The 12604-nt window shown below is 40.6% G+C and carries 11 protein-coding genes; 8 read left to right on the top strand and 3 right to left on the bottom strand.

Annotated features, from left to right (window positions below):
* Positions 1-62: 62 nt before the first annotated feature.
* Together AC4PL9_RS02730 and AC4PL9_RS02725 are read right to left on the bottom strand one after the other, a co-directional pair.
* Positions 63-2903: a TonB-dependent receptor domain-containing protein gene (locus AC4PL9_RS02730; protein WP_491603252.1), complete on the bottom strand. Its 2841-nt coding sequence runs from the start codon at positions 2901-2903 to the stop codon at positions 63-65.
* Positions 2904-2981: 78 nt separating this feature from the next.
* Entirely contained in the window at positions 2982-4301 is a 1320-nt protein-coding gene (locus AC4PL9_RS02725) for a beta-helix domain-containing protein (protein ID WP_491603251.1), read from the bottom strand.
* A 262-nt stretch (positions 4302-4563) separates the two neighbouring features.
* On the opposite strand from AC4PL9_RS02725, the gene AC4PL9_RS02720 reads away from it, so the two are divergent.
* From AC4PL9_RS02720 to AC4PL9_RS02710, 3 genes are all read left to right on the top strand, one after another.
* Entirely contained in the window at positions 4564-5235 is a 672-nt protein-coding gene (locus AC4PL9_RS02720) for a response regulator transcription factor (RefSeq protein WP_491603250.1), read from the top strand.
* On the top strand, positions 5236-6273 hold the full coding sequence (locus AC4PL9_RS02715) for a sensor histidine kinase (protein WP_491603249.1): 1038 nt from the start codon (positions 5236-5238) through the stop codon (positions 6271-6273). It begins immediately after the preceding gene.
* Positions 6274-6357: 84 nt separating this feature from the next.
* Complete coding sequence (locus tag AC4PL9_RS02710) at positions 6358-6723, top strand: hypothetical protein (RefSeq protein WP_491603248.1); 366 nt, start codon at positions 6358-6360, stop codon at positions 6721-6723.
* Here AC4PL9_RS02710 and AC4PL9_RS02705 read toward each other — a convergent pair.
* Entirely contained in the window at positions 6713-7948 is a 1236-nt protein-coding gene (locus tag AC4PL9_RS02705) for a glycosyltransferase (RefSeq protein ID WP_491603247.1), read from the bottom strand. The genes AC4PL9_RS02710 and AC4PL9_RS02705 overlap by 11 nt on opposite strands.
* Before the next feature lie 137 nt (positions 7949-8085).
* Between AC4PL9_RS02705 and AC4PL9_RS02700 the strand changes: the two genes are divergently transcribed.
* The 5 genes from AC4PL9_RS02700 to AC4PL9_RS02680 all read left to right on the top strand — a co-directional run bounded on the left by AC4PL9_RS02700 (position 8086) and on the right by AC4PL9_RS02680 (position 12571).
* The gene (locus tag AC4PL9_RS02700) at positions 8086-8271 is read left to right on the top strand and encodes a Sec-independent protein translocase subunit TatA/TatB (protein ID WP_491603246.1); all 186 of its coding nucleotides are present in this window, start codon (positions 8086-8088) and stop codon (positions 8269-8271) included.
* An 8-nt stretch (positions 8272-8279) separates the two neighbouring features.
* Complete coding sequence (gene gatA, locus AC4PL9_RS02695; RefSeq protein WP_491603245.1) at positions 8280-9689, top strand: Asp-tRNA(Asn)/Glu-tRNA(Gln) amidotransferase subunit GatA; 1410 nt, start codon at positions 8280-8282, stop codon at positions 9687-9689.
* 8 nt (positions 9690-9697) lie between these two features.
* Positions 9698-11152 carry a lytic transglycosylase domain-containing protein gene (locus AC4PL9_RS02690; RefSeq protein WP_491603244.1) on the top strand — a complete coding sequence of 485 codons (1455 nt, stop codon included), beginning with the start codon at positions 9698-9700 and terminating at the stop codon, positions 11150-11152.
* A 37-nt stretch (positions 11153-11189) separates the two neighbouring features.
* Positions 11190-12248, top strand: coding sequence for a DUF4837 family protein (locus tag AC4PL9_RS02685; protein WP_491603243.1), 1059 nt, complete (start codon positions 11190-11192; stop codon positions 12246-12248).
* Between the two features lie 128 nt (positions 12249-12376).
* Positions 12377-12571, top strand: coding sequence for a hypothetical protein (locus tag AC4PL9_RS02680; protein WP_491603242.1), 195 nt, complete (start codon positions 12377-12379; stop codon positions 12569-12571).
* Positions 12572-12604: the final 33 nt, after the last annotated feature.

The following is a 12604-nucleotide window of genomic DNA, read 5'->3' as shown; positions in this document are numbered from 1 at the left end:
ATAAAATAAGAAAGGGATGCCGTTTGAGCATCCCTTTTTTTATGAAGTTATGAAAGAATAAACTAGAATGTGAATCCGTATTTTATACTGATTCCTACTCCTGGTTTGTATGATGTGTAAAACTGGTCTTCCGCACCGTGCGATTTGTACACCAGTGATACATCGTCGTTTAATAGGTTTGAAACCGTCAGTGTAAGTCTTGATCGTGACTTTTTACCAAAGTTTCGGTAAGCATTAAAATTAAGACTGTGGAAAGGAACTGTATACACATCCGGTACACGCCCGGAACCGATAATTGTCAATTGTTCTCCCTGTACATTGTATGCAAGAGAAATGCTGGTCTGGCTTTCAGGAATTTCATACGAAAGACCTGCGTTGATAGCGAATGGTGATTGTCCTGTCATTGGGCGATAGTCTTTTAGTACTTCTCCCTCGCGCAGGTTCGTTTCCCGTAATTCGTACTCTGTTTGCTCTCCATCTACCAGTACATCGTGCATATTTACACGTGACTGTACAAAGGAAGCATTCAGGTTAAAAAAGAATCGGCTGAAAAACTTCGATTTAGATTCTTTTGCAAATGCTTTTCTGAACTCAACTTCTGCTCCGAGAAGATCAGCTTCCCCTGAATTACGAGGTTTGATATTGTCGGGCTGCTGTGGAAATGCAACCATTTCGATATGTCCGTCAAATTGCTTGTAGAACACAGAAACAGCGATTACTTCACGCGGAGTGATAAAAAACTCATAGCGGAAATCATAGTTGTTGACACGTGTCTGATTCAGATCGATGTTACCGTTAAATGTACGCTTGGTAATCGGGTCATAGATCTGGGCAATTGACTTTTCGCGGAAACTCGGACGTGCAACCGTCTGGTTAAAACCAAGACGGAAGTTCATACGTTCAGTAACTCCGTATACAACATTGGCAGAAGGAAGAATGTTAAGTTCATTCATCGTATTCTGATCCGTATAGATTACGTCACCATTGTTGTTTTGTCCGGTATAGAACATATCTACTTTTTCAACACGCACACCATATACAAGTTTCAGTTTTTTCCATAAACTGTGTTGCGCCATCACATAACCTCCGAACACATTTTGACGTGCAGAATAGTTATTAGCCGGCTGATAGTTTCCTATCGTATAGGTACCGTTTCTGTAATTGGGCGAAGTAGGATCCGCAGACCAGATCTGGTCATCCTGTAAAAACCAGTCAGGATCTAACTTGATGTCGTTCAGGTTTGTTCTTCTGTGTTTGAATGAGAATACTTCAAAATCACGGAATTTTAAAGCGGCGAGAGCACCTGTCTTAATGAAGGCTTTCTTGTTTTTTCCAACCGGAATTTTAAAATCGATCTTAAAGTTCTCACTGAACTCATTCAAATCCCTCCAGAATCGATCTATTCCGGAACCGTTCCCTGTACTCATAGTTGTATCACCGTCTGTTACAGAGATACGTGTTTCGCGGAAATCAGGGTCGTAAACACGAGAGTAAGAAAATGCATTGTTCCACTCCATTTCAAATCCTTTGAACTTGTGCGTTCCTCCCAACAGGAAAGAAGACAGCGTCCGGGAAGTATATGTCAATACATTCTCGATCAATCGGGCCTGATTCTGGTTGAAATCCTGATTTACACGTTGAGCAGCGGAAGATTCTCCTCCCTGAACACCCAAAAGTGTTGCTGTGATCGTACTCTTTTTTGTTTTGATAGAACCGGAAACAAGAGCACTCATCAACGTGTTGTTTTTTCCGACATTACCAATACGTGTAATGTTTTTCAATAATTCGTGCTGTGATTTATCTGTATCTTTCAGGTAATCATTGGACTGAAAGTCACGATAGAAAACGTGCTCGTTGGAATAGTTAAGAACAACATTATATCCGAGCGTCAGTCCTTCTTTCTTATTAATTTGATTTCCGTGATAAATAGAGAAAGATCCGTTCGGAAGTGCAGTTTTGGATTTAGCACTTAACTCAGGGTTAAAGGAGCGTGTTACATCTTCCAGATAGGGGTCTGCAAGCACTTCATCCGGAATCTTTACTTTCGGGTTAAAGTTAAGTTTACGGGAACCGTTATCAAAACCTGCCCAGTCAAGACCTCCCCGGTCGTATAGGATATAATCTTTATTGAATGTCATTCCCGGAGTAAACCCGATACCAACACCAATTTGTGTTGTTTTTGATTCCGGAAATTTCTTCGTTACAACATCTACCATTCCTCCCGTAAAGTCTCCGTATAGGTCTGGAGAGAAAGTTTTAAATACAGAAACATTTTCCAGAACAGCAGTCGGGAAAATATCCAGTTGTACTGAGTTTCCGTCGGGATCAAGTCCCGGGATCATCATTCCATTTAACGTGGTAATTGTATATCGGTCTCCAAGCCCCCGTACATATACGTTTTTACCATTTTGAACTGTTACTCCGGTTACACGTTTGATTGCTCCGGACAAATCAGAATCACCTACTTTTCGGAAGGATTGTGCCGAAAGCCCATCAGAGACAACGGCTGCATTTTTACGTTCCATCAAAATCGCAACATCTGAATCCTGACGACGTGCTTCATAAACTACTTCTACTACAGCAAGTGTTTTACTGGTTAGTACAACGTCAAGCATTGTTGATTCGCCCGGTTTTATTTCAAGTTCTTTGAAAACCTGTGGCTGATATCCAACAAAAGAAACCTCAACTGTGTATTTACCGGGAGTAACCTGGATTGAATAATTTCCGTCAAAATCGGAGATTGCTCCGACACCGGAAAGTTCCATTACGCGAACAGTAGCACCATAAAGAGGACCACCCTCTTCTCCGTCTGCAATATTACCGCGTAAAAAACCTTTATTCTCTTGTCCAAAGACAACTGTCGAACTGAGAAGTAGTACAACAAAAGAGAAAAACTTAAACATAGCTAGTGATTTTATTTTTATTACATAACCCCGGGACTATTAATCCCGGGGTAGTTGAAAGTAAATTTTGTTTTTATCTTACAATTGTCCACGCTCAGCAGCAAGAGTCCAAGAGAAGATTGAAGTTGAAACTGTAGCTCCGGATCCTGCTCCGTTAATTTCTCCTTCAGCAGCCGTTTGATCGTTCGCTACTTCAGTTGGACAAACTCCGGCAGTGCTTGGGTATACTGATACAGTCTCAGAGATTGCACAGTTTACAAAGCTAAGGTCACCGGCAACCAATCTTGAAAGTGCATCCGCTTGTTGCTCACATGCGTCATTGTACTTTGTTCTGATTTTGATTGCTTTTCCACCGATCGAAGTGTAATCAAATGTTACATTCTCGATAGTTCCTTGTGCTTTATCTTTAAAGTCAGCTGGAGATCCGTCTGTTGCTCCGTCAGACTTAACAAGTCCGTTACGCAAAGTGAATTTTCCAGTTGTGTAAGTTGTTCCTTCAGGACCATCGATCTCAAGACCTTCGTCAGTTCCGATTCCGTCTCCGTGCATAACGATAAAGTTTTCGATAGTACCTGAGTAGTTCATGTCAAGATCCAACCCATCATCTCCCTGATAGTATACCAAAGCGTTGTCGATATTTACAGTTCCACCAAAACACTCGATACCATCATCCAATGTTGCGTAGATCTCAATGTTTGAAATTTCAGTAGTAGAACCAACACCACCAAGTGTCAATCCGTTTAGCTCATTTCCTTCTCCGATTGAAATACCACCGTGACGGATAGAGATGTATTTAAGTTTCCCTGAGTAATCATTTGGGTTAGTTCCTCCGAAAAGTCCCTGACCATCACCAGCAGGAATTCCTTCAAGGTTTGTTTCTGTATCTCCGGACTGAGCTGAGATAGGAGCACGACCAAGGATAGCAAGACCACCCCATTTTTCATTGTCAGTTCTTGAAAGGTTAGATCCGGCTGTTTCTCCTACTTTGATATTGTCAAGGATAGAAGTAAAGATAATTGGTTGAGAAGCAGTTCCTTCAGCCAAAAGAATACCACCTCTTTGAACGATAAGAGCAGAAGCAAGAGATTCCTGTCCTTCAGCACCTTTAATAATAGTTCCCGGTTGGATTGTCAAAGTAACCCCGTCCGGAACATATACTTTTCCGTTAAGTACCCAGATCTTATCTGCTGTCCATGTTTCATTTGCAGTCAAAGTACCAGACTTGTTTACTGTACCTTCAACCTGTGTGTACGTACAAGATCCGTCATCTTTTTTCGCATCTTCGCTATAATTATTAGCATTAGGATCTGTACAACCTTCTTTTTTACAAGAAGTAGACATCATTGCTGTCCCTCCGATTAGAAGTGCAGCCGCAATTGTTTTGAATTCTAGTTTCATAACTTTCATTAAATTGTTTGGTGCAAAGTAAGACCTACCTTGTTATTCCATTATTTAAGCAATGTTATGTTCGTGTTAAGCAATGGTAATACATAGTTGGGTGTTCTTATAAATTATTGTTTTTCAAATAATTACATTTTTTAAAAGGTCAGGGATTAAAGATTTCTTAACGTTTACCAAATATCCTTAATGATTGAATAACACTGTTGTAAGATTCTACCCATATTGCTGTTGTAGTTTCGCAATGCTAAATAGTAAGAAGATGAAAGAAACAATTCTATTGGTAGATGATGAGCCTGATATTTTAGAGTTTTTAAAATACAATCTGAAGAAAGCCGGATACATTGTAGAAACAGCAAACAACGGAAGAGAAGGAATTGAGAGAGCGAAGGAGGTAAAGCCCTCACTTATTTTGCTTGATGTGATGATGCCGGAAGTCGATGGAATTGAAGTCTGTCATGTACTGCGCAGTGAAATGAAAAATGAAAACCCGCTGATTGCTTTTCTTACGTCCCGTTCTGAAGATTATTCGCAAGTAGCCGGTTTTGAAGCCGGGGGAGATGATTATATCACCAAACCAATTCGTCCGAGGTTACTGATCAGTAAGGTTGAAGCATTGTTGAGAAGAAAGAATCGTTCATTTAGCTCCAGTGCTATTGATAATGAACTTTTCAGACTGGACAGAGACCGTTTTTTATTAGTGGTTAACGGAGAAGAATTCCAATTGCCGCGAAAGGAGTTTGAATTACTGGCATTGCTTACTTCCAAACCCGGGTATGTTTTTACACGTGATAAGATAATGACCGACGTATGGGGGAATGATACCGTTGTAGGTGAAAGAACAATTGATGTTCATATCAGAAAATTGCGTGAAAAGATAGGAGATGATTATATTCGAACAATTAAAGGAGTCGGATATACGTTTAAGGGGTAATTGAGAAATATAAAACCATATCAAATTATACTGGGAACCAGTGCGATAGTTGTTGTTATCGTATGGGTTTTGCTATTCCTGTTTTGCAGGTATATTGGAGAGATTGATTATTTATATATCTTTTTGTTCGGATTACTTGTAGGCGGTTTGTCTTTTGTTATCCATTTTATATCTGTAGAGCGTTTTCTACACAGCCGGATTAAATTTATTTACCGGGCTATCCGGAAAGGAAAAATGACGCGTGAAACAGACTTTCACATCAGTATGAAAGAAGATGTGCTGAGAAATGTCACGGTAGAAGCAAAAAAATTTCTGGAGCAAAGGAATACAGAGATTTCGAAACTTAAGGAACAGGAAGAGTTCAGAAGAGAGTTTCTGGGAAACCTGGCTCATGAATTAAAAACACCTGTTTTTTCTATTCAGGGGTATATTCTGACGCTTTTGGAAGGTGGTTTGGAAGATGAAAATGTAAACCGTTTATTTCTGGAACGAGCATCGAAAGCGGTGGACAGAATGACCGGTATTTTGGATGATTTGGACGAAATAACGAAGCTTGAAGCCGATAAGATTAAATTACTGATTAAACGTTTTGATATTATTGACCTTGCTAAAGATGTGATGGAAAGTCTGGACTTTTTAGCAAAAGAAAAGAACATTACACTCAGATTTGCCAAAAAATACGACCCGATTTATGTAAAGGCAGATCGGGGAAAAATTGGTCAGGTACTCACGAACCTGATTAAAAATTCGATCAGCTACGGAAGCGAGAACGGAGAAACAACCATCCGGCTATTCCCGATGGAAGATACCATTCTTATCGAAGTAGCAGATAACGGTGCGGGGATTGAAGAAGAAGAACTCCCCCGTCTTTTTGAACGCTTTTACCGGGTCGAAAAAAGCCGTAACCGTCATGAGGGAGGTTCCGGGTTGGGGCTTTCCATTGTGAAGCATATTATTGAATCGCATGGACAAACTATTAACGTCCGAAGTACGGTGGATGTAGGTTCTACATTCTCATTTACACTTGAAAAAGGCTAAACTGACAAAAATCAGCACCAAAAACAGTGTTGGTTATTTCTTACTCTCAATGTTTTTCCTTTTTTTGCAAGTAAAAAATTTACTATGAGTATTTTAGTTTCGAACGATCGAATCCTTTCCGATATACAGCGTGAATTCAGCGAGAAATTTTCATTCTTAAAGATTGAGTTTTATCACGGAGAACATGATGAAGGTGAGGGTTCTTCGGATAAAAGAATGATTGATACTTCGTTGTCGGTAGGCCAATTGCGAAACGGGGATGCTACCACCGAGTTTAGCATTCATGGAAATCTGAAAACAGCAACTTTTGAAGAAACATGGCAGGAAACATTCGGTTTTTCAGTTCAGGTATTCAGAAAATCGGGAAATGTTTGGTTGCAAACTACGACAACTGATTCGTGGACACTGGCAGAGCAGCAACGCGAAGCAGAAGAGTCAGCTAGTCTGTAACGGAGGCTGTTTCAGGAATGATTTTCCCGTAGGCTGTTTTATATAGCAAAACACCATTTTTTAAACTGTAGACTTCCTGTGCGCCACGTGCAGTTTCTTCAGGATCAAATTCGATTTTCTGAGAACAACTATCGGCCAGGTATTTTTCATCGAAATGTGTGATGACCTGTCCGGCATGGTATTTCTGAACAATGTGGTCTGTATCACCAACGCCAGCGTTACAGACCAGAGGAATTTGCATTGCCATAAGCTCTCCCTGTTTGGTCGGTGAGCTTGCCATCTTTGAATAAGTCGGCCGAATAAAGAAAATGGACAGGTCAAAAATGGAGATATGCAGGGGCACTTTGTCGTGTGTGCAGGAAGTAACGATAATGTGGTCGGGATTAATTCCGCGTTCCTCTGCCTTGATGACAATATTCTCCCGTTTTTCACCACTTACGAATAAAAACCGGGCGGTGGGCTGTTTCGTTTGAAGAACGGAAAAATAGTCCAGCATTTCTTCCAGCATATACCAGGTGCCAATAGAGCCAACATACCCGAGAACGAAATCAGTATCAGAAATCCCCAGTTGATTGCGTAGCTGTTGCTCGTCCTGTACCGTTACATTTTCCGGATTAAATAGATTCAGGTCGGCACAACAGGGAATAACCGTGATCCGTTCTCCAGGCGTACCGCGTGATACTAACTCTTGTTTGGCACGTTCGGTTAAAGAAATAATATGATCTGATTTTTCAAGAAATTCGGACTCTTTCCGTTTGAAAAAATTGTAGATTATTCTATAAACCGGGCTGCTCAAATTCCAGATACCGCCTTCTACTCTCTCATCGGCCCAAAAGCCGCGCATATCAAACAAAAACGGAGTGTCAAAACGTTTCTTCATCCTAAGACCAACCATTGCTGAGATGTAGCTACGGCAATGTACGAGATGGAAATAATGTTTTCTATGAAGGTCAAAAGCTAGTTTTCGCATCGTGCGGATATCCCGTAATGTAGACAATACGGGTGGTTTTTTTCTGTACTGTTGCGGATGCCATGAGATTCCTGATTTCTCACAAAATTGCTGAATAGCTTGTTTATTCTGCTGATAACGTTCCGGTTTTTCGAAGCTGATCAGGTGAAAGGAAAAACCTTCTTTTGACAGTTCCCTAAGGTAAGGTAAAACCTGTGACTGACCTAAAGGATCAGTCATTCCGTCGTAAGAGATGTATAGTACATTATATCCCACCGTGTAAAGGTACAATTTCACAGGCGAAAACAGAGAAGTAAACCCGTTAAAAAGCGGGATACTCTTTATTTTTTATGCGTATACTGTTATTACTTCATTTTTCTGTAACTTTGTCGTATATATCAAATTTTGATACAATGATTTTAGGTGTATTTGGTCCCTGGCAAGTTATTTTGATTGTAGCGATTGTGCTACTTTTATTCGGTGGAAGAAAAATTCCGGAACTGATGAAAGGACTTGGAAAAGGGATGAAAGAGTTCAAAGATGCTTCTAACGGATCAGCTGATAAGAAAGACGATTCAGGAGAAGAGGAAAAAAAATAATCAGATTCATGTATAATAATTTTGCTGAAGTAAAACAGGCACTCGCTTCGGGTAGTTCGGTATTGGATATAGTCAATACATATCTGGGTGAGATTGAACGCCGGAAAGAACTGAATGCTTTTTTAGAAGTTTTTGAGGACACAGTCCGAGAACAGGCGAAACGAGTCGATGAGAAAATAAAATCTGGAACTCAGGGACGCCTTGCGGGGATGGTAATTGGTCTGAAGGATAACATCTGTTTCAAAGGACATAAGGTTTCTGCTTCATCAAAAATATTAGAAGGGTTTGAATCACTCTATAGCGCTACGGTAGTTGAACGGCTACTGGTGGAAGATGCAGTAATAATCGGACGACTCAATTGTGATGAGTTTGCGATGGGGAGTTCCAATGAGAATTCTGCATTTGGACCGGTGAAAAACGTAGTAAATACTTCCTGTGTTCCCGGCGGATCTTCAGGTGGATCTGCTGTTGCAGTAGCTGCCGGACTTTGTACGGTTGCATTGGGAAGTGATACGGGAGGATCAATTCGTCAACCAGCATCGTTTACCGGAACAATCGGTGTAAAACCGACTTATGGACGTGTAAGCCGTTATGGTTTGATAGCGTATGCCTCCTCATTTGATCAGATCGGACCTTTTACGAATTCGGTTGAAGATGCAGCACTGGTATTAGAAGTAATTGCGGGAAAAGATGAGTACGATACGACTGCTTCATCCCGACCGGTTGGAGAGTATACTCTTTCTGACACACCTTCTCCCAGAAAAATTGCAGTTATTCGCGAAGCAGCGAATCACGAAGGAGTAAATGAAGAAGTGCGGACAAAATTCGAGCAACTGATCCGACAATTAAAAGCTGCAGGTCATCAGGTAGAGGAAGTAAGCTTTCCATACATGGAGCAGATGGTACCAACGTATTATGTACTGACAACAGCGGAAGCTTCTTCCAATTTGTCACGTTTTGACGGAGTACATTACGGACATCGCAGCCAGGTTGCCGAAGGAGTAGAACAAACGTATACAAAATCCAGAACAGAAGGTTTTGGACCGGAAGTAAAACGAAGAATTATGGCGGGTACTTTTGTGCTTTCACACGGGTACTATGACGCTTATTATACAAAAGCACAAAAAGTAAGGAGAGTTTTGCGGGATAAAACAGATGAAATTTTCGCTGATTTTGATTTTGTCCTTCTTCCTACAACACCAGATGCCGCTTTTGAGTTGAATGCAGTGAGTGATCCGATTCAAATGTATTTGCAGGATATTTTTACCGTTCACGCTAATCATACAGGAAACCCTGCAATTTCTCTTCCTTTAGGTAAAAAATCGGACGGAATGCCTTTTGGTATTCAGCTTATGGCTAATCATTTCGAAGAAAAGTCACTGTTAGAGTTCAGTGATTATCTGATGAAAATGAATTAGTTTTGAGCATGAGGAATTGCCTGACAATAGCATTGATTTTATTTAGTTTTTCTGGTGTATTCAGTCAGGAAAACAACACAGGACCTTCTGTTGAGAATGAAGATACGTTGGTTTTCGAGCGCTTCATGGAAACAATGGAGGAAAGCTTACGTCTTTATCGTGAAGAGTGGACAGTTGACGAAGACTATGATTCGATAACCCGGGCGTTAGGATACGAAGAAGATCATGTACCGGTATTTAGTGATTCTGTAATTTGTCAGCGACTTATTGATCTGGACAAAACATCTCCATATCCGTTTGATTGTCATCCTTCGGTGCTGAAAAACATTCAGTTCTTTAACGAGAAAAGAAGAAGTTTTATCAAAGTTACATTAGGACGATCGCGGTTGTATTTTGATATGTTCGAAGCAACACTGGATAAATATAACCTGCCTTTGGAGTTGAAATACCTTGCCGTTATAGAAAGCGGGCTTCGTCCTCAGGTGCGTTCGCGTGCCGGGGCAATGGGACTTTGGCAGTTTATGTATGCTACCGGGAAAATGTACGGATTAACTCAGAATTCGTATGTAGACGAGCGAATGGATCCGGTCAAGGCAACGGATGCAGCCTGTAGATATTTGAAGCGATTGTATGAAATGTACGAAGACTGGAATATGGCACTTGCGGCCTATAATGCCGGTCCGGGAAATGTAAACAAAGCTATCCGGCGTTCGGGAGGTAAAATGACGTACTGGGAAATACGCCCTTTTTTACCAAAAGAAACACAGGGGTATGTTCCTAATTTTATTACGGTGGCGTACATGATGACCAATCATACACTGCATAACCTGATTCCTGCTCCTGCTCCTGCACTTGCACATGAAATTGATACCGTTTGTTTAAAACAGGGCATACGTATGCGTACATTGGAAACTGTTTTGGACTGGTCATCTGATAACATTCATTTACTGAATCCGATCTATAAACACGATGTAATTCCTGATACAGATCCGAAACAGTGTATTTCTATTCCTCTTGAGAAAGTAGGACTATTTATTGAGCTGGAGGATAGTTTATATCGAACAGACAGCTTGTTTTTCCACAAACCGCTTCCGGGACATGAAGGTACGGAAGAACGTACAATTTCCACTTCTTATCACAAAGTAAGAAGCGGGGAGACTCTGGGGGCAATAGCAAGAAAGTACAGAACAACAGTAAAGGACCTGATGAATTGGAATAATTTGAAATCAACCCACTTGAAAATCGGTCAGACGTTACGCGTTGAAAAGGCCAGTAGTTCAGGTTCTTCCAATGTGTCCGGAAATACCAGTTCAGGACCCGCCAAATACCATACCATCAGATCGGGAGAAAACTTCTGGAGCATCGCCCAAAAATATGGCACGACTGTTGATGCAATACAGAGATTAAACCCCGGTGTTAGGTCATCTAACCTGAAGATCGGGCAGAGAATACGTATTCAATAAGTAAGGCGGTTAATGCTGTCTTGAAACGATGATGCACATGAAAAGAATTACATTTTTTATTGCGCTGGCTTTTTTGCTATTTGCCTGTGACGACTTTACCAAAGGAAAAAAAGGAGGTGCGCTTGCGACCGGAAAACCAGGCGAAGTTTTAGTGGTATGTACGGATGATCTTTGGAACAGCGGAGAAATTGACTCACTGATTTACGCACTTGCTAAAGAAGAGGAACCTTATTACCCCTTGGAATATGCATTCAAGTTTTATCAAAAAAATGCCGGAGGATTTAATCACATTCACAAAAAGGTACGAAATATTCTGATTGTCCAACAGCAGAATAATGCCCAGTTTTCTCCTGCTAAAGTGGAATTTGTTAGAGATAAATGGGTAAAGGGACAATTGGTGACCGAAGTGACATTTAAAGAGAAGGCAGATTTGCTTCAGGTTGCTAAATACGATGCCGAAAAAATTGCCCATCGCTTTGAGGAAAGTGAAATTGATCGTATTGTCGACGCAAACCGGTTGGCAAAAATGAAACCATTGGCAAAAAAGATTTATGAAAAATATGGTGTGTACCTTGATTTCCCTTCCGGATCGGAAGTAAAATCGGATAAAGATATTTTTTTACGAATAGATATCCCGGAACGGTCGAGGGAAATGAAACTGGATGGAGGGCCTGCGTATGAAACACAGCGGGCTAATTTTATCCTTTCATCCTGGTTGATGTGGCAGGTTGATTATACGAAAAAGGAACAACTGGAGCCGGAGAACTTATTGCATCTACAGGACAGTATTCTGAAGATTTACGCACCGCACCACAAAGAGGGAGCTTACATGGCAACAGAATATGACAGCCTTGTATATCCGGTTTCTCAGGTGTTTGAATACAATGACCTCTATACCGTTGAAATAAAGGGACAGTATCGTATGAACGGAAGAGATGATGTGTTTATGGGGGGACCATTTGTGAGTTATTCGTTTGTTCATCCCAAAACCAACAAACTAATTACAATGTTTGGAATGGTGCACGGTCCCAGCGAGCCATTAATTAATTATATACGGGAGCATAAGGGACTTTTCCGCACATTACATCTGGAATAAATTTTCGTAGAAATACTGTGCCTTCTGGCTTTCAACCGGTTTACGTTTCTAAAGTAGAATTTAACAAATAAGCGTATACTAAAAGAGCAAAATTTTAGTTATATTTAAGGAAACAAAAACCAGAAATTATGTTAGAATTGTGCAAGGAAATTTTAGCAAAGGTTAGTTTTGATCGTTACCTTTTCCAAAAAGAGTTAAAGAAAGCGATAAAGTGGATTAAAAGCCCATCAGAACTGAGCCAATTGAAAGCCTGGTGCATTCGGGAGTTCGGTGAAAAATATCCGACAATTATTGAAAGAACATTTAGCACGGCGGTTGCCTGAAATGAAAATTGAGAAGAGAAAGCGGGTATTTTA

It is taken from the genome of Wandonia sp., assembly GCF_984588085.1.
The sequence above is the reverse complement of the archived record's forward strand: the minus strand, read 5'-3'. Positions and strand labels throughout refer to the sequence as shown.

Coding starts and splice junctions, on each gene's coding strand:
- AC4PL9_RS02730 (WP_491603252.1), bottom strand. CDS start 2,903: ATGTTTAAGTTTTTCTCTTTTGTTGTACTACTTCTCAGTTCGACAGTT.
- AC4PL9_RS02725 (WP_491603251.1), bottom strand. CDS start 4,301: ATGAAACTAGAATTCAAAACAATTGCGGCTGCACTTCTAATCGGAGGG.
- AC4PL9_RS02720 (WP_491603250.1), top strand. CDS start 4,564: ATGAAAGAAACAATTCTATTGGTAGATGATGAGCCTGATATTTTAGAG.
- AC4PL9_RS02710 (WP_491603248.1), top strand. CDS start 6,358: ATGAGTATTTTAGTTTCGAACGATCGAATCCTTTCCGATATACAGCGT.
- AC4PL9_RS02700 (WP_491603246.1), top strand. CDS start 8,086: ATGATTTTAGGTGTATTTGGTCCCTGGCAAGTTATTTTGATTGTAGCG.
- gatA (WP_491603245.1), top strand. CDS start 8,280: ATGTATAATAATTTTGCTGAAGTAAAACAGGCACTCGCTTCGGGTAGT.
- AC4PL9_RS02690 (WP_491603244.1), top strand. CDS start 9,698: ATGAGGAATTGCCTGACAATAGCATTGATTTTATTTAGTTTTTCTGGT.
- AC4PL9_RS02685 (WP_491603243.1), top strand. CDS start 11,190: ATGAAAAGAATTACATTTTTTATTGCGCTGGCTTTTTTGCTATTTGCC.
- AC4PL9_RS02680 (WP_491603242.1), top strand. CDS start 12,377: ATGTTAGAATTGTGCAAGGAAATTTTAGCAAAGGTTAGTTTTGATCGT.